Genomic DNA, 21,143 nt, shown 5'->3' on the forward strand with positions numbered 1-21,143 from the left:
TTGTCGAAATGAGATAAATAGGCCATTCGGCAAATAACTGTTGCGCCAAAGGGATAATAGATGTTTGCCTGGGCCGGTCTGGAGGAATTCGTCGCCATCGCCGACAGTGGGAGTTTCGTCGCGGCGGCGCGAGCTCTTGGCGTGTCGACATCTCATGTAAGCCGTGCAGTGAGCGGGCTGGAGCATCGCCTCTCGACGCAGTTGTTCGTGCGCACAACGCGCAAGGTCGCGTTAACAGAGGAGGGACGCGCGCTGGCCGATCAGCTTCGTCGTATTCTGCAAGAGCGCGATGAAGCACTTGCGTCGTTGGGCGCTGGATCTGCAATTGCCGGCGAACTTCGGGTGACTTGCTCGACCGCGCTGGGCGAACGGTTCGTCGCACCCCTTGCTCGCCGCTTCGCGGTCGATCACCCGCAAATACGGTTGCGTCTGGAGCTATCGAACCGGATTGTCGACATCGTTGGCGAAGGCTTCGATATAGCCGTGCGCACCGGCGGTGTCGCCGACACCCGTCTTGTTGCCCGGCGCATCGGTTCTCGACGGCTTATTATGTGCGCTTCGCCCGACTATTTGCAGCGTACGGGTGTTCCCTTGTCCATTGACGATCTCACGACGCATGAATGCCTGGTTGGCGCTCGTGATCGCTGGATCTTCGAGGTCGAGGGCGCAACCCGGATTTTCACTCCGCGCGGACGATGGAATTGCAATAGTGGGACTGCCCTGGCCGATGCCGCCCTCGATGGACTGGGTCTCTGTCAGATACCGCTCTTCTACGTTGCCGACCACCTACGTGCGGGGCGTCTGGTGTCCGTTTTGGAGAGCCTGCAGGGGAGCGACGAGCCGATCTGGGCCCTGGCGTCACCACGCCGCGCATTCATGCCGCGAGTGCGGCGCTTCACGCATCTCTTGGAACGCGAATTGCCGCATCTAATCGCCTCGCATTAGACTTGACGGCGCGCGCCGCCGCACAGCCGAACAGTAGCGCCGCCAGTGAAGGACCCCGCGGTTTCTGCAATTGCGGCGATTCGCGGTGCATCGCCGCGCCCAAAGGCCCGCATCAGGGCTTGGCCATTCAGATTGAGACTGATGACGCTCATGCGAGCGGCACCGCATAGGTCCAAAACTCGCGTCCAGTCAATGCATCGACCCGATACGGCGTGACCAAGCTCCCGCTCGGCAAGTGCGGAAGAACCCCAAACACTCAAGGGATTAGCACCACCGAGCTTCGCAATTGCAGATCCTGAGCCTAGAACTCAAGTCCGAGCCTAGCACTGATCTGCCCCCCGCTGAGTGGCCCAGAGACTATGATAGTCTGGACCACGAAAGGGACGATGAATGCCGAGCAAGAAGCACAAGCCGGAAGAGATTATCGGCAAGTTGCGTGAAGTTGAGATCGTGCTGGCACAGGGAGCGAGCACGGCCGAAGCCTGCCGCCGGATCGCGGTCAGCGAGCAGACCTATTATCGCTGGCGCAAGGAATATGGCGGCCTGAAGACGGATCAGGCGCGACGGATGAAGGATCTGGAGAAGGAGAACCAGCGTCTTCGCCGGGCGATCTCGGACCTGACCCTGGACAAGCTGATCCTGCAGGAGGCTGCACGGGGAAACTTCTAAGCCCCGCGCGGCGGCGACGCTGCATTGATCATGTGCGACGAGAGTTTCCGGTATCCGAGCGACGGATATGCCGGGTGCTGGGTCAGCATCGATCGACGCAGCGCAAGATGCCGCGCGGGGCGGATGACGAACAGGCGCTGACCGAGGACATCATCGCATTGGCGAAGCAATATGGTCGCTATGGCTACCGCCGGGTGACGGCGTTGCTGTGTCATGCGGGATGGACAGTGAACCATAAGCGGGTTGAGCGGATATGGCGTCGTGAGGGGCTGAAGGTTCCGTTGCGCCAGCCAAAGCGTGGGCGTTTATGGCTCAATGATGGTTCATGCATCCGCCTGCGGCCCGAATATCCAGGGCATGTATGGGCCTATGACTTTGTCGAAGGGCGCACGCATGACGGCCGCAAGTTCCGAATCCTGACCATCATCGACGAGGCCAGCAGGGAGTGCCTGGCGCTCATCGTGGCACGGCAGCTCAGGCACGAGGATGTTCTGGCGGCCTTGGCCGATCTGTTCATCTCGCGCGGCCCCCCGGCCCATATACGATCCGATAATGGCAGCGAATTTATCGCGACCGCTGTCCAGAAATGGCTGGGTCAGATCGGCGTGAAGACGCTCTACATCACTCCGGGATCACCATGGGAGAATGGCTATAACGAAAGCTTCAACGGGTCGCTTCGCGACGAACTGCTCAATGGCGAGATCTTCTACAGCCTCGCTGAGGCTAGGGTGCTGATCGAAGCCTGGCGGCGGCATTACAACACCGTCCGCCCTCATAGCAGCCTGGGATACCGACCACCGGCACCGGAAACGGCGACACCGCCATATCCGGCCTCCGGTTCCGCTTCGCTCCACCTCCGTCCGGATATGGCGGCGATCAGCTTAATCCACTAACACTCCAATCGGTCCACTCGGTGGGGGCAGATCAATTATCAATTGCAACGTCATTTTACTATTATGACTATAAGGATTACCAGGCTTATCTGTTCAGCAATGCTTCAGGCTTCGTGTCCAATCGCAAGGCTCGGACCTACGGCGCAGAATTGGCACTTTCTGCCCGCATTACAAGATCGCTGACGGCCTCGCTCTCCGGCTCGATCCTCAACGCGAGGGTGAGAGATGTCACGATCGCACCCGCAACGGCAACGGCAACGGCGATAATTGCCGACGTGAAGCCAGCCTTCGCACCAGAAAAGCAGGTAGCGGCACAGGCTCAATGGATCACGCCTTGGTCGGTTGCCGGCGGCGAAGTCGAGTTCGGTGGCGATCTCACCTATACGGGACACTTCTACCACAACATTCGGAACTTCTCGTCCAATCGCATTGGCGACTACGTCTTGGTTAACGGGCGGATTGGATGGCGGAATACCTCCGGACTCTCAATCAATTTCCTAGTGAACAACGTCTTCAACAAGCGGTATGAATCGGTGGGCTTCGATCTCACCACGATTAGCGCCAATACCGAGGTTGCCTACGGGATGCCACGCAACTGGGCAATCACTTTGAACCAGAAGTTCTGAGGGTGGATCGATAGTCGCATTGTGTCCCAAGGTTGAGATTGGACGCCGAGGCATAAAGCTGCTGGATCGGGAAAGATGATTTATATATCAGAACGTCGATCTCGGCGGCCTCAGCCACCGCGGGATTATTATAGAAATTATGGCCGATCATCTAAGTCGATGCATCAAATGCGCCCGCTGGGCTAAGGATTCCCATGCCAAGTATTTTAGTTACCCAACGCGACGGCTCCGAAAGCCGCATTGAAGCCCAGTCCGGCCTCTCCGTCATGGAAGCACTTCGCGACGGGGGGGTCGACGAATTGCTCGCCTTGTGCGGCGGTTGCTGCTCATGCGCGACTTGCCATGTCTATGTCGATGCCGATTTCATCGACCGCCTTCCACCTATGGAAGAGGACGAGAACGATCTTCTGGACAGTTCGGACCATCGCATCGACCGATCACGGCTCTCCTGCCAGTTGCCCTTCGGCGACGATCTGGACGGGCTCAGAATAACGATTGCTCCGGAAGATTGAACAGTCTTGACAGCGAACGAGCCACCCTTCCATCGATCGCGTGCCCGCTCGAAGCCGGCCCAGGGAATAATGGATCATGATCACATATGATGTTGTCATCGTGGGCGCCGGCCACGGTGGCGCCCAGGCGGCGATAGCGTTACGCCAGCGTCACTTCGAGGGATCGATCGCGGTGATCGGCGAGGAGCCTGATCTGCCCTATGAGCGGCCGCCTCTCAGTAAGGACTATCTCTCGGGGAAGAAAGCGTTCGAGCGCATACTCATCCGCCCGGCCACCTTTTGGGAGGAACGCGGTGTGAGGATGTTGACCGGCAGACGCGTCGCCGCGGTCAATCCTGCCGCACATACCGTCTCGACCGACGATGGAGAGAGTTTTGGTTACGGCCGACTGATCTGGGCAGCGGGTGGACGCCCCCGCCGCTTGACATGCACCGGCCATGATCTCGCTGGAGTCCATCAGGTGCGCACCCGCGCCGATGTAGACCAGATGATCGTGGAGCTTCCTGAAACGGCTCGAGTAGCAGTGATCGGTGGCGGCTATATCGGCCTGGAAGCGGCAGCGGTCCTTGCCGAAATGGGGAAGCATGTGACCGTATTGGAGGCGCAGGACCGTGTCCTCGCGCGTGTCGCCGGGGAAGCCTTGTCCCGCTTCTTCGAAGCGGAGCATCGGGCGCACGGGGTCGACGTGCGATTAGGTGCAGCTGTCGATTGCATCGAGGGACGCGACGGCCGGGCCGTTGGCGTTCGCCTCGCCGATGGAACGCTGGTTGCCGCGGACATGGTGATTGTGGGCATCGGTATCGTTCCGGCGGTCGAACCCTTGTTGGCTGCGGGAGCGCTTGGCATGAATGGGGTCCAAGTGGACGAGCATGGCCGGACCTCGTTGCCTGACATTTTCGCGATCGGCGACTGCGCGCTGCATATCAATGCCTTTGCCGACAATCTTCCTATCCGGCTTGAATCGGTCCAAAACGCCAACGATCTCGCGACGACCGTTGCCCGAACACTGACCGGCGATCCAGAACCTTACGTCTCGGTGCCGTGGTTCTGGTCCAACCAATATGATCTGCGCCTTCAGACGGTAGGACTGTCGGCCGGACATGACGCGGCAATAACGCGTGGCAACCCGGTGGACCGCAGTTTTTCCATCGTTTATCTCAACCAGGGCCGGGTTATCGCGCTCGATTGCGTGAATGCCGTCAAAGACTATGTCCAGGGCAAGGCGCTGGTCGCAACTCGTGTCGCAGCAAGTCCTGAGGCGCTATCTGACCCAGCGCTGCCACTGAAAGCATTTGTGTAATCAGTCCGGCTATCCTGGTATTCGGGTCCCTCTGCCCAACTTCGCGTGTCGCCTGGTCTCAGTCCTGAAGACCTGCAGGGCAGCGACGAGCCGATCTGGGCGCTGGCGGCGCCACGACGTGCGTTCCCGCCCAGGGTGCGCCGCTTCGTCGACCTCCTCGAACAGGAACTGCCTCTTACGGTCGCCTCGGTCCAGCCTGACCGAACACGCGATGCTCGATGGCGAGCGCACTCTTTCGCATACGCGCAATAAGGCCGTCGACATGCGGAATCGTGTCCGGCGCGAGGGTCGACACGGAAATGGCGCCCCGCGCCCTGCCGTCCGGCCAGCGGACCGGAACGGCAAAGCAGGTGAGATCGGGCGCGACACTACGGTCGTCCATTGCGAAGCCATCCTGGCGAACGCGTTCGAGTTCGTCGCGCAAGACGCCTGGGTCGGTCTGTGTGGTATCGGTCAGCGCGATAAATGGACCTGCGGAAAGGTAGCGATCAAGATCGGCCGCATCGAGATCGGCAAGAAGAATCTTTCCTATACCTGAGCAATAGGCTTCGAGTTGCATTCCTTCGCGTGTGAACAGCCTGTCCCCGTTCGAACCCGCCTTCACCAGGTAAGTGACCATGTCGCCTTCGAAGATGCCGAAATGCGCGATCCGCCGTGTTCGGCGCGCCAGATCGTCCAGTTCAGGGCGAACGAGCACGGCAAGGGATGAGGTCGAACAGGCCTCCGTCGCCAGCGCCCTTAGTGCAAACCCGACGCCATAGCGCCCTCGCGCGACCCTGCTTAGAAAGCCGCTATGGGCGAGGCCCGCAACGATGCGGTGGACGGTGGGAACGGGCAACCCGAGCTCGCCGGCCAGCGCGGTGACATTGTGCTCCGCCTGGTCGCTGACAATCCGGGAAAGGATCATCAGCGATCGCTCCAGCGAGCCACGGGGAGTTTCTCTTCTTCTCACTAGGTGAGATATAGAGGGTTAAGTGCCGTGGCTGCAAGGCTGCGGTGATGATATCTCGCTTCTCGAAGAGAGGACGTTGCATGGACATTCCAACGAAAGACCATATTCGAATCGCGGCCGACCGGCTCAAAAATGCTTATACCGGTCCCGCTGTTGCCCCGCTGCGTGATCTGCTCGATCCCGTGGGCATCGATGACGCTTATGCTATCCAGGAACGGAACACGCGTGCCTGGGAAGCCGAGGGTCGCCGCATCGTCGGACGCAAGATCGGACTCACCGCCAAGGCCGTGCAGGCGCAGCTCGGCGTCGATCAACCGGATTTTGGCGTTCTCTTCGAGGACATGCGTGTTGCCGATGGCGGCCGCGTCGGTGCCGGCCTTCTCCAACCCAAGGCGGAAGCGGAGGTCGCGCTCGTCCTGGGCCGAGATCTCACCGGGAACGCACCGAGCGAGGATGAGATCGCGGCGGCAACGGATTATGCCGTTGCGGCGATAGAGATCGTCGACAGCCGTATTGCCGATTGGAAGATCACGTTCGCCGATACTGTCGCGGACAATGGGTCGTCGGCGCGGTTCGTGCTGGGCAGCGAGCGCAAGGCGCTGCCGGGCCTCGATCTCTACACGTGCGGAATGGTGCTTGAGGTCAATGGCCAGCCCGTCTCGATCGGTGCCGGCGCGGCGTGCCTCGGCCACCCCCTCAAGGCGGCCGCCTGGCTCGCCCGGACGCTTGCCGAACGCGGCGAGCCATTGCGGGCCGGCGATATCATCCTGACCGGCGCGCTTGGGCCCATGGTGGCGCTCGCACCGGGGCAACATGTTCGCGCGATCATCGGCGGGCTGGGCGAGGTTCAATTTCATTATGACGGGGACGCGTGATGGCGAAGGTCAAAGTCGCAATTATCGGATCGGGCAATATCGGCACCGATCTCATGATCAAGATCATGCGCACGTCGGACATCCTCGAGATGGCCGCTTTCGTCGGCATCGATCCTGAATCCGAAGGACTGAAGCGCGCGGAGCGCCTTGGGGTCGCGATCACGTCCGATGGGATAGAGGGCCTCGTCCGCCTCCCGTGCTGGCCGGATATCGGCCTTGTCTTCGATGCGACGTCGGCGGGCGCGCATGCCCGGCACAACGAGGTCGTCACCTCGGCCGGCAAGGTGATGATCGATCTCACACCGGCGGCGATCGGCCCCTATGTGATCCCGGTCGTGAACGGCGATGCCCATCTCGACGCCCCGAACGTCAACATGGTGACGTGCGGCGGCCAGGCGACGATCCCGATCGTGGCTGCGGTTTCTTCGGTTGCCACCGTGCATTATGCCGAGATCGTGGCCTCGATCTCGTCCAGGTCCGCGGGCCCTGGCACCCGCGCGAACATCGACGAATTCACCGAGACCACGTCCAAGGGCATCGAACAGGTCGGCGGCGCGGCGAAGGGCAAGGCGATCATCATCCTCAATCCGGCCGAACCGCCGATGATCATGCGCGACACCGTCTTCACGCTCTCGAGCGGCGCGGACGAAGCCACGATCGAGGCTGCGATCGCCGCGATGGTCGACAAGGTCAATGCCTATGTCCCGGGCTATCGCCTGAAGCAGAAAGTGCAATTCGAGCGCTTCGGCTCGAACGAACCCGTCCGGATTCCTGGCCTTGGCACTTTCGAGGGGATCAAGACGAGTGTGTTTCTCGAAGTCGAGGGCGCCGCACACTATCTGCCGGCCTATGCCGGCAATCTCGACATCATGACTTCGGCGGGCCTGAAGACCGCCGAGAAAATCGCGTCGCGACGCATGCTGGAGGCGGCATAATGACGTTCGATCCCACGACCACGAAACTCTACATCCAGGACGTGACACTGCGCGACGGAATGCACGCGATCCGCCATCAATATGGCATCGAGCATGTCCGGCAGATCGCGAAAGCGCTCGACGAAGCAAAAGTCGACGCGATCGAAGTCGCGCATGGTGATGGCCTCAACGGCTCGTCCTTCAACTATGGTTTTGGGGCGCACACCGACTGGGAATGGATCGAGGCGGTTGCCGACGTCGTCAAGCATGCGAAGCTCACCACTTTGTTGCTGCCAGGCATCGGGACGATCGAGGAACTGAAGCACGCTTACGCCCTGGGCGTGCGCTCGGTTCGGATCGCGACCCACTGCACCGAAGCAGACATCTCCAAACAACACATCCAGGCCGCGCGCGATCTCGGAATGGATACGGTCGGCTTCCTGATGATGAGCCATATGATCGAACCCGACCAATTGGCCCAACAGGCGAAGCTGATGGAAAGCTATGGCGCGACCTGTGTCTATGTGACGGACTCGGGCGGCGCGCTCGACATGGACGGCTACCGGGAGCGGCTGCTGGCCTATGATCGCGTGCTCGACCCCGAGACCGAGCGCGGCATCCATGCCCATCACAATCTGTCGCTCGGCGTCGCCAATTCGATCGTCGGCGCGCAGCATGGCGCGATCCGGATCGACGCGAGTCTTGCCGGGATGGGTGCCGGCGCCGGCAACGCGCCGCTCGAGGTGTTCATCGCCGCGGCCGAGCGGAAAGGCTGGCACCATGGCTGCGATCTCTACAAGCTGATGGATGCGGCCGAGGAGCTGGTGCGTCCCCTTCAGGATCGCCCGGTGCGCGTCGATCGCGAGACATTGAGCCTCGGTTTCGCCGGCGTCTATTCGAGCTTCCTTCGCCATGCAGAGAAGGCGAGCCGCGACTATGGCGTCGATACGCGTGAGATCCTGGTGGAACTGGGGCGCCGGCGCATGGTCGGCGGCCAGGAGGATATGATCGTGGACGTCGCGCTCGACATGGCGGCAAGCCGCAATTGAAGGCATCGGGGCGGCGGAAACGATCCGTCGCCCCGATCGGCGGGCGCCTTGGTGGACGGGGTCAGGCGGAGACGAAGCCGCCGTTGACGGGTATCACCTGCCCCGAGACGAAAGCCGCAGCATCGCTCAGCAGGAAGACGGCCGTGCCGACCGTATCCTCCGGGACTTGCGGCCGCTGGATCGCGGCACCCTGCACATAGAGTTGCTTTCGCTGTTCAGGGACATAGTCGGTCGCTTCGACGCGGACGAGACCAGGCGCAATGGCGTTGACCGAAACGCCCGCCGCGCCCAATTCCCTTGCGAGCGACCGCGTCATGCTGATCACCGCGCCTTTGCTGCTAACATAGTGGAGCAAGTTCGGCGCGCCCCACAGCGCCGTGTCCGAGGCCAGGTTGACGACCCGGCCGCCGTGGGCGGAGGCCTTGAGCATGGGAGCGAAGGCCCTGGTCATGAGCCAGGTGCCCCGGACGTTGATCGCCATCACCCGATCCCACGTCTCGATGTCGATTTCGTCAAAGCCCTTGCCGCCGATGCCGGTCGCCAGCGCGGCGTTGTTCAGGAGGCCGTCGAGCACGCCGACATCTTCGGCGATCCTCCCTGCGAGACGCACGATCGACGACGGGTCGGCGAGATCGACTTCATAATGGTCAATGTCGATGCCGTCAGCGCGCAGGCGGGTCGCCGTTTCGGCGCCAAGGTCGGCGCGGATATCGGCGATCAGCACGCGCGCGCCTGCTTTCCCGCAAGCTTCGGCGAAGGCGGCACCGAGGCCGCGAGCACCACCGCTGACGAGGATTGTCCGGCCAACGAGGTCAATCGCCCCTTTGATTGTCATAGCTGTCCCCTGATATGTTCATACTATCCTCAAGCCGGCGTCAGGCGAAGCGGGACACGCCGCCTGCCACTTCCAGCGCGGCTCCCGTCGTGAAGCCGGACACCGGCGAGGCAAGAAAGACCAGCGCCGCCGCGGGCTCTTCGGGACGACCGAAGCGCCCGAGGGGAATCTGTTTCTCGGCCGCAAGCTCGGCAAGCCAGTCGTCCATCGTTTGCCCCGGCCGCGCTCGCTCACTGAACCGTCTTTCCCATTGCCCGCTGTTGACCGTTCCCAGCAGGATCGAATTGACGCGGACGGCGGGAGCCAGCTCAACGCTCAGCGACTTGACGAGATTCTGGACGCCGGCGCGCGCCGCGGAGGTGCAGACCATATGCGGCTCGGGCTGGCGCGCCAGCAGCGAGTTCACGACGACGATCGCCCCTTCGCTGCTTTCCTTCAGCATGGGCGCGAATGCGCGGATCGGGCGAATGACGCTGAAGAATTTCAGGTTCAGCTCGGCTTCCCAATCCGCGTCGAGCGTCGATGCGAAGGTCGAGATGCGCGCCTGGCCAGCATTGGCGATCAGTATGTCGAGGCGACCGAACCGTGTCTTGACCGTTTCTGCGAGACGGTCGATCGCCGATTGATCGAGAACGTCTGCCACCTGTGTGATGAAGCGATCAGGCCCAGCCCCTTCGGACGCCAACGCCGAAGCCGAACGATCGAGCCCTTCCTGCCCCCGCGCGCACGACACCACCCTCGCCCCTTCGCGCAGGAACTGACGAACCGTCTCCAAGCCTATCCCTGAAGATCCCCCGGTCACCAGTACTACCTTGTCTCTAAGTCGCAGATCCATCAGTTTACCCCTGTCGTTCGATCTGAGCCAGAAAGGTGGTGAGCGCTTGATTGAAGAGCGCGGGCGCTTCGGTCGCAAAGCCATGCCCCAGATCGGGGAAAGCGCGAGATGCGGCGCGCGGCGCAGCTGCGGCGATAGCCGCGCATCCCGCCGGAGGCGTGATCACATCGGATTCCCCCCACAGAACCAGCGTCGGCACTGCGAGACGCGACACCATTTCGCCAAGATCCGCATGGGCGAGCATGCGCGAGGCCTGCGTATAACCCTCGATCGTTACCTCGGACATCACGCGATGGATAAGTGCGCGGGCCTCCGGAGCGGCGTTCTCTGTCACGAGACGATGCGCGCGCCGATCGGCGAGTCCCAGCGGACCGAAGCGCTCGACTTCGGCGATGCGCTCGGCGACCCGCGGCGGAAGCACGTCATCGGGCCGAACCGCGTAGCCGCTCGCCGGGCTGGCCAGGACCAGGCCTGCAAAGCGGTCCGGCCCCTGCAGGGCTGCCGCCGTCGCCATGATCGCGCCCAGCGACTGCCCCACGAGCAAGGCCCGTTCGATTGCCAGCACGTCGAGAAGCCCGTGTAACGCGGCGCCATAGTCAGCCGCGGTCGGCGCAGCCATGGGAAGCGGCGTGCTACCGACATAGCCGGGCGCGTTCCACGCGACCACGCGACGCTCGCTCGCAAGCTCCGCGAACTGCCCAGCCCACGCGCTTGAGTTCGAACCGATCCCATGCAGCAGAACAAGCGGCAAGCCGGGACCGGCACCAGCCTGTCTGATAGTGACCTTCCGTTTGCCGACCTCGATGATCTCCGGGTCGGGTTCGACGTATCGGCTTCTCTCCACCCGATCAGTTCTTTGCGCGCTTGATCTTCGAAAGAGGATGATCCGGCGGATAGGTCGGCGTCTCGGGAACGTTTGTGCCAAGACAGACGATCATGAGCGCCTCCTCAATTCCCTCGTTGACCAGCCCCCGATAGATCCCGGCCGGAACCGATACGAGGTCCCGCTCGCGAACATAGGTCTCGCAATATTCGCCGTCGCACTCGAACATTAGCTTCACCTTGTTCCCCTTCAGAATGAAGAAGACCTCCTCGACGTCGTCATGGAGATGCAGGGGCCCCTCGCAACCGGCCGGAAGCACCATGGTGGAGAAGGTGAAATGCTCGGCCGGCACGGTGTTGCTGTCTGCCGAGACGCCGGTCGCGCCGGTGCCGACATAGCGCATCTGCGCGCGCTTGTACTTAGGATCATAGTCGGCCTGGAATTTAAGCGCATTCCAGTCGAGCTTGCGGGTTTCGTAGCGGGCCGTGCGGCTTTCCACCCAATCGGCCAGCGTCTTGCCTTCCGGCACGATGCTGTTTTTCGGTGCTGCTGCTGCGAGCGTATCGGTCATCTGTCGCTCCTGTGTGTCTAGGATGAAGGTCAGGCCGCGCGGGCCTGACGGCGCGTGTTGCCGTCGATGCCGCCAGCGATCGCCCACTCAGCGAAGAGTTCGGGTTTGCGCTCGAATTCGCGAGGCTCCCACGCGTTCGTGCACCAGTCGTCGTCGGCATAATATTCGAGGCTGCCACCGAACGGGCTCTTGAAGTACCAGAAATAAGCGGACGAGATCGGATGGCGTCCGGGCCCGATATCCGTTTCCCAGCCCCGCCGACTCATCGCCAGACCGCCGCCGAACACCTCGTGGATGTTGCTGACCGTGAAGGCGACGTGGTTGAGCCCGGGATTACCGGGCCGACGCAGGATGAACGCATCATGATGAGGACCTGGCGTGCGCGCCCGCAAGAAGGCGGCGTGCCCGGGATAGCTGTCGCTGACGGTGAAGCCGAGACGGTCGGTGAAAAAGGCCAGCATTGCTTCGAGATCGTCGACGAACAACACGATGTGCCCGATCGAGATCGGTCGTGCGCGGTCATATATCGGAGACCGGGCATCGACGCGGCGGACGACGCCCGGCCCGTTGACGTCCTGCGGATCCGCCTGGACCGGGACGCGCCTCGTGACACGGAAACCGTGGACCAGCCCGTTGGGATCGACAATCGAGGCGAGGCCGCCGAGCCGGATGGAGAGCGCGGTCAACTCATCCTCGTCCGCGACACCCCACACTACTTCGCGGAGGGTGGGACCATCCTGCATCGCTGACGGAAGGTCGGGATCGTCAATGGCGCGGACCACGACCTCGGTTCTGTCGCGGGTCAGGAAACGCAGGCAGTCCGTCGTGCTTCCAGCGTCCTCCAGACCCCAGTCCGAGAGAAAGCGGCGGGCCGCTTCCATGTCCGCGGCGCCGAACGTGACGCAGTCGATACCGCAAATAGTCATATCTGCCTTTCCAGAAGGGTGTCGCCGGCTTCCGGCATAGTCGCCGGCGCGCCGAGAAGGCGGGAGAGCTCCCGCGCCGCCGCGAGCACATGCGATGTGGCCTGCTCCATGCCAGAGCCATGATCGCCGACCGCCACGGCATTGATGGCGGCGACGATCTGCAATGACGCGTCACGGACGGGCGCGGCGACGACGCCCACGCCCGGCTCGTGAAAGCCGTTGCTCGCCGCGTAGCCCCGCTCACGATCCGCGCGAAGCATCGCCATGAAATCGGCGAAGGATGTCGCGCGGCGGGATTCAATCAGATTGTCCCATTCCTCGGCATACAAGGCGCGGAGCGCGGTCGGTTCGAGATCCGACAACAGAATTCGTCCCATGACGGTCGAGTGCGCCGGCAAGCTGGTCCCGACAGCGACATTGCGCGTGATCGCCTGCCGGCTCGCGAAGCGGCTGAGATAGACGATCGACCGTCCTTGACGCACCGCCAGGTGACTGGACCAGTCCGTCTGGTCGCGCAGGCGCTCGAGGATCGATGAGGCCAGATCCGTTATGGCGAGCGAACCGAGATACTCGAAACCGAGCGTCAGAACGCCCGCGTCGAGCGCGAAGCGCCCATTCGGCAGTCGACGGAGCAATCCCAGATCGACGAGCGCGTTGAGCAGGGAATGCACGCTCGATCGAGCCAGCCCGAGTTCGGTAGCAATCTCCGGTGCCGCGATCGACGCGCGATCGCGGCGGAACATCCGGAGTATCGATACCCCTCGTTCAAGGGCAGGAACGCTCATGTCACGCCGGCTCTGCGACAGGTGCCTGAGCTTCGACCTCGACCTGCTTTCTCGCTTCCGCTTCCATCAGGCGGCGCAGCCGGACCAGGCCCGCGTCATGCGCGTAGAGCGCTTCATTGTCGCGCGCGTCATCGAGCATGCCTTCGAGAATCATCCGGTCCTGCTCCAGCACATCCCAATGCAGGCCTTCGAGCCGGGCGCGGTAAAGGAACTTCCACGCGTCGCGCTGCCAGCCCTGTACCTTGCGGCAGCGCCAGAAAAACACGCGGCAACTGGTCTCATCAACCGGCGTCACGATACCGACAATGTAGAAGGAGCCGCCCGGCCCGGCGTTCTTGCGATAAGGGATGGCCAGACGCTGCCACCACGTCCCGGTCGCGCCGAACTCCGTCCAGTCGAAATTGATGCCGGCTTGATCCGTCTTTTCGAAGATGAAGCCGTTCTGGGTTGCCCGGGCCCGCATGACCGCCTTCTTGTCCCCCTCTGCCATCGAATGGGATATGGCGTGAAGGTAAGCGCCGTGCATGGGGTCCATGACGTTCTCGGCGGCATAGCGATAGTTGCAGTTCCAGTGGGCGGTGCAGAGGATTGCTTCCCAATCACCCCCATTGAGTTCGTCGGGCAGCAGAAGCGGTTCCGGTTCGATCCCGGGCGTGCCGAACCACAAGAAAATCGCGCCCGCGCGTTCGATGACCGGATAGGACTTGTTGCGGGCACGCTTTTCGGCTTCGCAACGCCCGATGGCCGGAACTGCCGCCATGCGGCCTTCGGCATCGACTTCTACACCATGATACCAGCAGGCGAGACGGCTGCCGACGTTCCAGCCCATCGACAAGCGCGCGCCTCGGTGCGGGCAGCGATCCTCGATCGCATGCACAGCGCCGTCCGCATCGCGCCATAGCGCAATGCGCTCGCCCAAGCGTGTGAGGCCGACCGGCGCATTCGCCACCATCCAGCTTGGTGCGACCGGATACCAGAGGTTTAGCACGCCGGTGTTGAGCCGCGCTTCGAATGCACTGTGAGCCAAATTCGTCATCGCGATCATCCTTCCGAAGCCGCAAAGAGGCCGTCAGCCGATGCCGCCATTTGCCCGGAAAAACTCTGCCCCGTCCACGGCGCTCCGGCGCGGTCCCGGCTTCCGGCAGCGTTGAGGCCGGCGACCACGTCTTCAAGCTCGACCGCGCCTCCATCGAATACCGTCATCAACTCGTCGGCGAGACGATCCTCGAACGGATCGAGCGGTCCGCCCCGGGTCTGGAAGACGATGTTCTCGACCGCTTTCGGCTCCTCGATGGTGGTCGGGCCACCCTTAGCTTCTGAACGCGCCGCAACGTGTAGAAAGGGATTGGTATGATGCATCGGATCGGTTCACTATCAAAACATAATCTAGCGGAATGAACACACACTGTCTCTCGCCGTGACCGTTGTCAATATATATCGCTGTGTTTCCTGTGATCCTGGCGTTATGGGTTGACTTTTCCCGGAGCATCGCTTTGCATATGAGACCGGTATCCATATGGAGATCATGTTTTGACAGCGATAGCGTGATCACGAAAGCGATGCAGAAATCCGAGAACACGCTGTCGTATCGCGGCTGGGGGGTCGTACTCGGGGCCGCAATCGGCCTGGCCTTCAGTCCTGGTCCGCTGATTTTCGGGTCGATCGGCCTGTTCGCGCCTCATATGCACGAGGCTTTCGGATGGACGGTGGGACAGATCATGTTGGCCCTCACCTTCCTCAATGTGGCAAGCGCTCTCGCTTCGCCGTTTACGGGCCACCTTATTGACCGATTGGGCGTGCGTCGCGTTCTCTTCCCGTCCATGCTTCTGCTCGCGGCAGGATTCGTTACGATCGCCTTTGCGGTGCAGAACCTAACGGAGCTTTATTTCGTTTGCTTTCTGTGGGGCATATTAACCGTCGGAACACAAAGCATCAGCTATACGAAGCTGATCGCCGGATGGTTCGTGCAGCGGCGCGGTCTGGCGGTTGGACTCGCCGCAGCTGGCCTCGGAATAGGTTATGCGATCGTACCGGTCGTCGCCGTCGGCCTTATCAAATTTGCCGGATGGCGCGCGGCCCTGGCGATGCTTGGAGGAATCGTCCTCATCCTGCCGCTGCTGGCGAATCTGGTTCTCGCCCGTCCGCGACCGGCCAGCTTTTCCGGGAATGGGGAAACGCTGCCAGGAATGACGCTTTCTGAGGTGCGCCGGACGGCGACGTTCTGGCAGATCATGTTCGCGATACTGCTTGCCTCAACCGCTCTCACCGGCGTTATCCCGAACATTGCGCTCTTTGTTACGGATCGGGGCTTCACCGCGTCTGAGGCGGCACTTGTGACCTCGACCTATGGGATTTCGACGATCCTTGGCCGGGTCCTGGTCGGGTGGCTTGCTGACCGCATACTCGTATCTCGCGTCGCGATAGCGTTTTTCTCACTTTCGGCCTTCGGTTTCGCGCTGGCGGCTCTATTCGCCGGTACGGCGAGTTTTCCGATGCTGCTATTGATCGCCTTGACAATCGGGCTGGGATTCGGCGCGGAAAGCGACGTGATCGCGCTTTTCATTGCCCGCTATTTCGGTCAACGGAGTTTCGGAAGGATTTATGGCTATATGTTGGCAAGCTTTGTCATCGGGGCGTCGCTGGGTCCGGTCCTGTTCAGCTTCGGGCGTGAGCAGTTCGGCAGTTATGAGGCACCGATGCTGATCGCAGCCATCGTAATGAGCGTGTCGGCGCTGGCTCTCGCTGGACTGTCGCGACGGCCGCCATTCGACGCAATCGATCGGTCGATCGTCGGAGCTGCGGCATGAGTTCCCTCGCCAAACTCGCCGCTGCCGTCCGCGAACGCCGCGCGATACTTTTCGCGGGCGCCGGCGTGTCGATGAGTGTCGGCTTGCCATCCTGGACTGAGCTGATCGATCACATGCGCGGCGAACTCGGCCTGGAAAACCTCGACGGCACCTGGACCTATCAAACCCTCGCAGAATATTACCGCCTCCAGCATGGCAGCATCGGCCCATTGCGTAGCTGGATGGACCGCACGTGGAGCGTGTCCCTTGAACGCGTCAAGGAATCGCGAATCCACGATATCATCGTCGAACTCGATTTTCCGATCATCTACACGACCAACTATGACAATAATCTGGAGCAAGCCTACCAGCTCCATGACAAGCGCTTCGTCAAGGTCGCCAATACGAGTGATATCGTGAACGCGGATATCGGCTTGCCGCAAATCGTGAAGTTTCACGGCGATTTCGATGACGATGAATCGCTCGTTATCGCGGAGACCGACTATTTCAAGCGCCTGGCATTTGAGACGCCGCTGGATACGAAGTTCAAGGCCGATGCGCTCGGTCGCACGTTGCTGTTCGTCGGCTATAGCATGTCGGACCTCAATATCCGGCTGACGCTGTACCGGATGTGGCAGACCTGGCGCGACTCCGGCCGCGAGCGTGACCGTCCCGCTTCGTTCGTCTTCACCGCCAAGGAGGATCCGGTCCAGGACGCCGTGCTCGAACAGTGGGGCATCACGGTCCTGCACGAGAAAGCCGATCATCCGGCCGAGTCGATGCTCGCCTTCCTCTCCCGGCTGCGGGACGCGGTTGCAGCCGGCTGAAATGGGCAGGTGAATCGACTATCCGCCGTTCAACGTGGCATCCAGCCTGACGATCGCGTCAACCTCGACCTTGAGCTCCGGAAATGCGAAACCGCTCACCGCGAGGAGCGTCGAACAGGGGTAAATCGGGCCAAACCGGCGGGCCCGGACAGCATTCACGGCATCCTTGTCCGCTATATCCGAAAGATAGACGGTCAGCTTCACAACATTGTCCCGCGTGCCGCCTTCCGCGAAGATCAGCGCTTCGAGCTTGTCGAGCGCCGCGTCGAATTGAGCCGCCGCATCTGCCGGCATCATTCCGTTCGCCTGCCTGGCATGCACACCCGACACGATCAGCTCTTCGCCGATCCGGAGAGCCGGCGACCAGCTTGCCGCAGCCGGAAGCGGGTCGGAGGGCGCGATCACAGGCCTGACCTTGATCATTTGCGATCCGCCGACCGGGGCATTTTTCCCGTCATTGCCCGCCCGCCCGGACACGCTCCCGAATTTTCTCGCGCACGGGCACGAAATCGTAGGCCGGATAGCATTCGGTCCGGAAGACGCCCCAGGCCGACCGCTCGAGCTCGACGTTGACAGTCGCAAGCATGGAGGAAGGCAGACGGAGCGTGACGATCTGGCCCAGGCCCATCGCCACCACCCAGGATACGATCTCGCATCCTTCTGGAGGAAAGCGCTCCCACCAGTCAGCGGCCTTAAGCTTCGACTGAATGGCGTCGAGGTCATTGGTCTGATCGTGCCGCAACAAGATCGTGAGCAGTATCGTCTCAGGAGTTTCAGTCATTTCCGCCCAGTCGTTTGAAGGTAATACACCGCCTGCGCCAATGCCCTCGACGAAGAAATATGGTTGTCGGGCGCAAAAGTATCATGAAACCACGTCAGGCCGCCTTTGCCGTACGGTAGCCCAGGCCGCGCGATATTTCTGCAGCCGCCGCCAAGACGGTCGCCCGGACCTGCGTGCTGAACGTCGCCTGGTCATAGGTGTTGATCGGGCAACTGACGGACACCGCCGCTTCGAGCTTGCCCGTCGCGTTGAAGATCGGCGCCGCGATGCTGGCGACGTTGCTGTCGTAAAATCCCCAGCTTACAACGCAGGCCTCGCGCCGGTCATTTTCCACCAGGCTGATCAGTGCGCCCATGCTGTCCGGCGTATCCGGCGTGTAGGTCTCGAAGCTGTAATCCTCATACAGCCGGACGACCTCGGAAAGCGGCAAGCCGGTAAGGAGCACCCGCCCCGGCGCGGTCGCATGGGCGGGAAGCCGGGTGCCGACCGTCATCGCGCTGATCAAAGACGTGCTTCCCTGAAAGCGGGCCACGTAAACGACCTCGCGACCTTCACGGACCGCGAGATGGGTCGATGCCTGAGTGTCATCGCGAAGCTTTCTGAGGATAGGCGTCGCGACCTCGATGAGGTCCTTGCCGGCCAGGAAGCTATACCCAAGTTCCAGAACGCGCGATCCGAGCTGGTAGCGCCGTGAATCCTCGATACGGCGAAGAAATCCGCACGCCTCGAGAGTGTACACTATACGGAAGGCGCTCGAACGCGATACCCCCACACGCTTGGCCATCTCGCCAACGGTTTGCTCCTGCCGGTCGCGGGTGAAGGACTGTAGCATTTGCAGGCCTCGCGCGAGCCCCGGAACGATATAGCGCTCGTCAATTGTTTCCTGATTCGTCTCGTCGGCCATCCGATACCTCTTTCCGTTCGGCTCCGACTATCACGCTTTGCCTGTAAAGCGAATATAGTTCATGCCCAAGGCAGCGGATGGGAGTCCAGCCCTAGATAGATGCTTTTCTGGCGCATATGGGCGCGAATTCCGTCGCGCCCCTTCTCAACGCCCAGACCGCTCTCCTTCCATCCGCCAAACGGCGTCGATATGCTGAACTGCTTGTAGGTGTTAACCCAGACCGTTCCCGCTTCGAGGCGCCGCGCGAGCCGATAGGCGCGCGGAAAATCTCGCGACCAAATGCCGGCCGCGAGGCCAAAGACCGTGTCGTTCGCCTGGGCGACGAGATCCTCTTCGCCGTCGAACGGAAGTACGACCAGGACGGGTCCGAAGATCTCCTCCTGACAGATCACGGCGTCGTTCGGGACGCCTGCCAAAATCGTGGGGCGATAATAGGCGCCTTGGTCGAATTCCGGGCCTGAAGGTGCCTCGCCGCCGCAAAGGAGGGTTGCCCCCGCAGCCAACGCCCGCTCGACATGGGCCGCGACCTGGTCGCGGTGGATCGTCGAGACAAGTGGCGCGACTTGTGTCTCGGTCGATGTCCCGGGCCCGATCCGCAACGCCGCCGCCCGCTCGACCAAGCGAGGGACGAAGGCATCGTAGATCGACCGATCCACGAAGAGACGCGAACCGGCGATGCAGGATTGGCCGGACGAGCTGAATATCCCGAAAAGGATACCGGCAATGGCCTGATCCATGTCGGCATCTTCAAGCACGATGGTCGGCGATTTGCCTCCGAGCTCGAGAGAGACCGGCATCAGCTTCTCCGCCGCTACTGCCGCGATGCGGCGGCCGGTCGTTGTGCCGCCCGTGAAGAGGATCTTGCCGACGCCGCGATGCCGCACGATCGCGTCACCGATCACGGATCCGGGTCCCGGAAGTACGGACAACAGCCCCCTCGGCAAGCCCTGCTGCTCGACGAGACGCGCAAGATGCAGGGATACCAGCGACGTCCATTCGGCTGGCTTCAGAACGACCGCGTTGCCGGCAGCGAGCGCGGGCGCAATCTTCTGCGCGTCGCTGGCGATCGGCGAGTTCCATGGCGTGATTGCTCCGACGACCCCGATCGGTTCATGGACGGACATCGTCAGATACGATCCCCGGGGGGACGTCAGCGTCTCGTCCATGGTTTCGAGCGCGGCCGCGAAATAGCGGAAGGTTCCGGCTGCGGACAGAGCAAGTGCCCTGGTTTCAGCGCGGGTCTTCCCGGTATCCGCGGTCTGAAGCGCGGAAATCGCTTCGACATCGGCCTCGATGGCGTCGCCGATGCGGGCGAGAATGCGCGCGCGCTGATGCGGCAGCATGTTACGCCACTCCGGATCCGCTGAAGCCTGGAGGCCGGCGGCAACTGCGTCATCGACATCGTCAACGCTCGCCACACCGCGGCGAGCCACGAGGCTGCCATCGGCCGGGTCTATGCTATCGGTGAGGCCGCCCCTGCCCTCGCGCCACTCGCCGCCGACGAAGATCTTTGTGAAATCCATTCGAGTCCCATTCAAATGACGACTGGCGAGGCCAGGCCCGACAAGATCCGCACGATGCTGTGTGCAGTGAGCGCAGACGTCTTGGGATTGGCGCGGGAAGGCTCGCCGCAGATATTGATCTCGAAGCGGCCGTCCGCCCCTTCGAACAGCAGTTCATGAACATTTTTCGCCGCTGTCGGGTCGGCGACAAGTTCCACCTCGGTGCGATCAAATCCGATGCCCGCGAGCGCAATCGTCGCCGCCACATTCGAGTTTTTCGGATACTGCAGCGCAGCATCGCGGGCCGATCCGACATAGAAGGTGGTCGGCTCGCGCAGCGAGGGAAGGTCCAGCAACTGTTCAGCCGGCGTTCCCGCCCAGGCAAGAGGCGGCTTGCGGCCGATATAGCGAACCTTGGTAAGTCCCCCCAGCCGGGCGGCAGCAAGCGCATCGATTCCTGCCATCGCGCCCGCCGCCAGAATGACATGCGTGCCGCCATCCTCGGCAGCACGCCTCAGGCGTGCCAGCAGACTTTCATCGGCGAGTGACCCGATCGAGACCACGAGCAATGGAATACCCGCGCGCAGGATGGGCTCTCCGAATTCGGATACGGCGGCATGACCGGCACATTCGACGACGATCTGCGGCGAAGCGGCGATCATTTCTTCTGCGGTGGTGATGCCTGGTCCACTGTCCGGGTAAGCCGGCGCCCGGCCTAGCACCGCGACGGTTTCATAATCCAGATCGGCGCATTCCCCCAAGGTTTCGCGCACCGAATGCGCGATACCGCCATCGCCTATGAAGCCGATCCGCAAAGGCGCGCGCGTTGCCAT

General features: G+C 62.0%; 24 protein-coding genes. 10 read left to right on the forward strand and 14 right to left on the reverse strand.

Annotated features, from left to right (window positions below; all coding sequences use genetic code 11):
- The first annotated feature begins 60 nt into the window (after window positions 1-60).
- The 5 genes from DM450_RS23460 (at window position 61) to DM450_RS23480 (ending at window position 4,945) form a co-directional block, all read left to right on the forward strand.
- The gene (locus DM450_RS23460) at window positions 61-945 is read left to right on the forward strand and encodes a LysR family transcriptional regulator (protein ID WP_142639736.1); all 885 of its coding nucleotides are present in this window, start codon (window positions 61-63) and stop codon (window positions 943-945) included.
- A 390-nt stretch (window positions 946-1,335) separates the two neighbouring features.
- Window positions 1,336-2,507 (forward strand): IS3 family transposase gene (locus tag DM450_RS23465; RefSeq protein WP_142639738.1). Its coding sequence is split into 2 segments (ribosomal slippage): window positions 1,336-1,600 and window positions 1,600-2,507, totalling 1,173 coding nucleotides; the frame shifts between segments, so codons are not numbered across the junction.
- A 20-nt stretch (window positions 2,508-2,527) separates the two neighbouring features.
- The gene (locus DM450_RS23470) at window positions 2,528-3,133 is read left to right on the forward strand and encodes a TonB-dependent receptor domain-containing protein (protein WP_185928858.1); all 606 of its coding nucleotides are present in this window, start codon (window positions 2,528-2,530) and stop codon (window positions 3,131-3,133) included.
- 194 nt (window positions 3,134-3,327) lie between these two features.
- The gene (locus tag DM450_RS23475) at window positions 3,328-3,645 is read left to right on the forward strand and encodes a 2Fe-2S iron-sulfur cluster-binding protein (RefSeq protein ID WP_011607981.1); all 318 of its coding nucleotides are present in this window, start codon (window positions 3,328-3,330) and stop codon (window positions 3,643-3,645) included.
- Between the two features lie 76 nt (window positions 3,646-3,721).
- The gene (locus DM450_RS23480) at window positions 3,722-4,945 is read left to right on the forward strand and encodes an NAD(P)/FAD-dependent oxidoreductase (RefSeq protein WP_011607982.1); all 1,224 of its coding nucleotides are present in this window, start codon (window positions 3,722-3,724) and stop codon (window positions 4,943-4,945) included.
- A gap of 175 nt (window positions 4,946-5,120) precedes the next feature.
- On the opposite strand, the gene DM450_RS23485 is transcribed toward DM450_RS23480, so the two are convergent.
- Complete coding sequence (locus DM450_RS23485) at window positions 5,121-5,897, reverse strand: IclR family transcriptional regulator (protein WP_011607983.1); 777 nt, start codon at window positions 5,895-5,897, stop codon at window positions 5,121-5,123.
- Between the two features lie 80 nt (window positions 5,898-5,977).
- Between DM450_RS23485 and DM450_RS23490 the strand changes: the two genes are divergently transcribed.
- Genes DM450_RS23490 through dmpG form a run of 3 tightly spaced genes read left to right on the forward strand, consistent with a single transcriptional unit; the run spans window position 5,978 to window position 8,735 of the window.
- Window positions 5,978-6,772: a 2-keto-4-pentenoate hydratase gene (locus DM450_RS23490; RefSeq protein ID WP_011607984.1), complete on the forward strand. Its 795-nt coding sequence runs from the start codon at window positions 5,978-5,980 to the stop codon at window positions 6,770-6,772.
- Window positions 6,772-7,707 carry an acetaldehyde dehydrogenase (acetylating) gene (locus tag DM450_RS23495; protein WP_142639744.1) on the forward strand — a complete coding sequence of 312 codons (936 nt, stop codon included), beginning with the start codon at window positions 6,772-6,774 and terminating at the stop codon, window positions 7,705-7,707. Before DM450_RS23490 ends, DM450_RS23495 begins: the two co-directional genes overlap by 1 nt.
- Window positions 7,707-8,735, forward strand: a complete 1,029-nt coding sequence (gene dmpG / locus DM450_RS23500; RefSeq protein WP_011607986.1) for a 4-hydroxy-2-oxovalerate aldolase — start codon at window positions 7,707-7,709, stop codon at window positions 8,733-8,735. The genes DM450_RS23495 and dmpG overlap by 1 nt, the downstream gene beginning before the upstream one ends.
- Window positions 8,736-8,796: 61 nt before the next feature.
- Here the strand turns inward: dmpG and DM450_RS23505 are convergent, their stop codons facing one another.
- From DM450_RS23505 to DM450_RS23540, 8 genes are read right to left on the reverse strand one after another with little or no spacing between them, the layout of a single operon-like run.
- Window positions 8,797-9,570 carry an SDR family oxidoreductase gene (locus DM450_RS23505; protein ID WP_011607987.1) on the reverse strand — a complete coding sequence of 258 codons (774 nt, stop codon included), beginning with the start codon at window positions 9,568-9,570 and terminating at the stop codon, window positions 8,797-8,799.
- Between the two features lie 40 nt (window positions 9,571-9,610).
- Entirely contained in the window at window positions 9,611-10,408 is a 798-nt protein-coding gene (locus DM450_RS23510; protein WP_176705070.1) for an SDR family oxidoreductase, read from the reverse strand.
- A 1-nt stretch (window position 10,409) separates the two neighbouring features.
- Window positions 10,410-11,249, reverse strand: a complete 840-nt coding sequence (locus DM450_RS23515) for an alpha/beta fold hydrolase (protein ID WP_011607989.1) — start codon at window positions 11,247-11,249, stop codon at window positions 10,410-10,412.
- Window positions 11,250-11,253: 4 nt separating this feature from the next.
- Window positions 11,254-11,799, reverse strand: coding sequence for a cupin domain-containing protein (locus DM450_RS23520; RefSeq protein ID WP_142639748.1), 546 nt, complete (start codon window positions 11,797-11,799; stop codon window positions 11,254-11,256).
- Window positions 11,800-11,828: 29 nt separating this feature from the next.
- The gene (locus tag DM450_RS23525) at window positions 11,829-12,725 is read right to left on the reverse strand and encodes a VOC family protein (RefSeq protein ID WP_142639750.1); all 897 of its coding nucleotides are present in this window, start codon (window positions 12,723-12,725) and stop codon (window positions 11,829-11,831) included.
- Window positions 12,722-13,510, reverse strand: a complete 789-nt coding sequence (locus tag DM450_RS23530) for an IclR family transcriptional regulator (protein WP_142639752.1) — start codon at window positions 13,508-13,510, stop codon at window positions 12,722-12,724. Before DM450_RS23530 ends, DM450_RS23525 begins: the two co-directional genes overlap by 4 nt.
- Window position 13,511: 1 nt before the next feature.
- Window positions 13,512-14,546 (reverse strand): Rieske 2Fe-2S domain-containing protein, encoded by a 1,035-nt coding sequence (locus DM450_RS23535; protein WP_409529379.1) that lies wholly within the window; start codon window positions 14,544-14,546, stop codon window positions 13,512-13,514.
- A 5-nt stretch (window positions 14,547-14,551) separates the two neighbouring features.
- Window positions 14,552-14,869 (reverse strand): recombinase-like helix-turn-helix domain-containing protein, encoded by a 318-nt coding sequence (locus DM450_RS23540; RefSeq protein ID WP_142639756.1) that lies wholly within the window; start codon window positions 14,867-14,869, stop codon window positions 14,552-14,554.
- A 185-nt stretch (window positions 14,870-15,054) separates the two neighbouring features.
- Here DM450_RS23540 and DM450_RS23545 point away from each other — a divergent pair, with 185 nt between their 5' ends.
- Complete coding sequence (locus tag DM450_RS23545) at window positions 15,055-16,317, forward strand: MFS transporter (protein ID WP_185928860.1); 1,263 nt, start codon at window positions 15,055-15,057, stop codon at window positions 16,315-16,317.
- The gene (locus tag DM450_RS23550; protein ID WP_142639760.1) at window positions 16,314-17,123 is read left to right on the forward strand and encodes an SIR2 family NAD-dependent protein deacylase; all 810 of its coding nucleotides are present in this window, start codon (window positions 16,314-16,316) and stop codon (window positions 17,121-17,123) included. The genes DM450_RS23545 and DM450_RS23550 overlap by 4 nt, the downstream gene beginning before the upstream one ends.
- Window positions 17,124-17,141: 18 nt before the next feature.
- Here DM450_RS23550 and DM450_RS26395 read toward each other — a convergent pair whose 3' ends face one another.
- The 5 genes from DM450_RS26395 to DM450_RS23570 form a co-directional block, all read right to left on the reverse strand.
- Entirely contained in the window at window positions 17,142-17,546 is a 405-nt protein-coding gene (locus DM450_RS26395) for a RidA family protein (protein ID WP_260610675.1), read from the reverse strand.
- 31 nt (window positions 17,547-17,577) lie between these two features.
- Window positions 17,578-17,904, reverse strand: coding sequence for a hypothetical protein (locus DM450_RS26400; RefSeq protein WP_260610676.1), 327 nt, complete (start codon window positions 17,902-17,904; stop codon window positions 17,578-17,580).
- Between the two features lie 94 nt (window positions 17,905-17,998).
- On the reverse strand, window positions 17,999-18,808 hold the full coding sequence (locus tag DM450_RS23560) for an IclR family transcriptional regulator (protein WP_142639762.1): 810 nt from the start codon (window positions 18,806-18,808) through the stop codon (window positions 17,999-18,001).
- A gap of 59 nt (window positions 18,809-18,867) precedes the next feature.
- Window positions 18,868-20,331 carry an aldehyde dehydrogenase gene (locus DM450_RS23565; protein ID WP_142639764.1) on the reverse strand — a complete coding sequence of 488 codons (1,464 nt, stop codon included), beginning with the start codon at window positions 20,329-20,331 and terminating at the stop codon, window positions 18,868-18,870.
- A gap of 11 nt (window positions 20,332-20,342) precedes the next feature.
- A complete protein-coding gene (locus tag DM450_RS23570; protein WP_142639765.1) occupies window positions 20,343-21,143 on the reverse strand; it encodes an aspartate dehydrogenase in 801 nt (266 codons plus the stop codon).

Source organism: Sphingomonas sp. IC081 (assembly GCF_006874585.1).
GTDB lineage: Bacteria > Pseudomonadota > Alphaproteobacteria > Sphingomonadales > Sphingomonadaceae > Novosphingobium.

Bases quoted from the DNA above. Each gene is read 5' to 3' on its own strand.
- DM450_RS23460 (WP_142639736.1), top strand. From the start codon at position 61: ATGTTTGCCTGGGCCGGTCTGGAGGAATTCGTCGCCATCGCCGACAGT.
- DM450_RS23475 (WP_011607981.1), top strand. From the start codon at position 3,328: ATGCCAAGTATTTTAGTTACCCAACGCGACGGCTCCGAAAGCCGCATT.
- DM450_RS23480 (WP_011607982.1), top strand. From the start codon at position 3,722: ATGATCACATATGATGTTGTCATCGTGGGCGCCGGCCACGGTGGCGCC.
- DM450_RS23490 (WP_011607984.1), top strand. From the start codon at position 5,978: ATGGACATTCCAACGAAAGACCATATTCGAATCGCGGCCGACCGGCTC.
- DM450_RS23495 (WP_142639744.1), top strand. From the start codon at position 6,772: ATGGCGAAGGTCAAAGTCGCAATTATCGGATCGGGCAATATCGGCACC.
- dmpG (WP_011607986.1), top strand. From the start codon at position 7,707: ATGACGTTCGATCCCACGACCACGAAACTCTACATCCAGGACGTGACA.
- DM450_RS23505 (WP_011607987.1), bottom strand. From the start codon at position 9,570: ATGACAATCAAAGGGGCGATTGACCTCGTTGGCCGGACAATCCTCGTC.
- DM450_RS23520 (WP_142639748.1), bottom strand. From the start codon at position 11,799: ATGACCGATACGCTCGCAGCAGCAGCACCGAAAAACAGCATCGTGCCG.
- DM450_RS23525 (WP_142639750.1), bottom strand. From the start codon at position 12,725: ATGACTATTTGCGGTATCGACTGCGTCACGTTCGGCGCCGCGGACATG.
- DM450_RS23530 (WP_142639752.1), bottom strand. From the start codon at position 13,510: ATGAGCGTTCCTGCCCTTGAACGAGGGGTATCGATACTCCGGATGTTC.
- DM450_RS23535 (WP_409529379.1), bottom strand. From the start codon at position 14,546: ATGACGAATTTGGCTCACAGTGCATTCGAAGCGCGGCTCAACACCGGC.
- DM450_RS23540 (WP_142639756.1), bottom strand. From the start codon at position 14,869: ATGCATCATACCAATCCCTTTCTACACGTTGCGGCGCGTTCAGAAGCT.
- DM450_RS23550 (WP_142639760.1), top strand. From the start codon at position 16,314: ATGAGTTCCCTCGCCAAACTCGCCGCTGCCGTCCGCGAACGCCGCGCG.
- DM450_RS26395 (WP_260610675.1), bottom strand. From the start codon at position 17,546: ATGATCAAGGTCAGGCCTGTGATCGCGCCCTCCGACCCGCTTCCGGCT.
- DM450_RS26400 (WP_260610676.1), bottom strand. From the start codon at position 17,904: ATGACTGAAACTCCTGAGACGATACTGCTCACGATCTTGTTGCGGCAC.
- DM450_RS23560 (WP_142639762.1), bottom strand. From the start codon at position 18,808: ATGGCCGACGAGACGAATCAGGAAACAATTGACGAGCGCTATATCGTT.
- DM450_RS23565 (WP_142639764.1), bottom strand. From the start codon at position 20,331: ATGGATTTCACAAAGATCTTCGTCGGCGGCGAGTGGCGCGAGGGCAGG.
- DM450_RS23570 (WP_142639765.1), bottom strand. From the start codon at position 21,143: ATGGCAACGCGCGCGCCTTTGCGGATCGGCTTCATAGGCGATGGCGGT.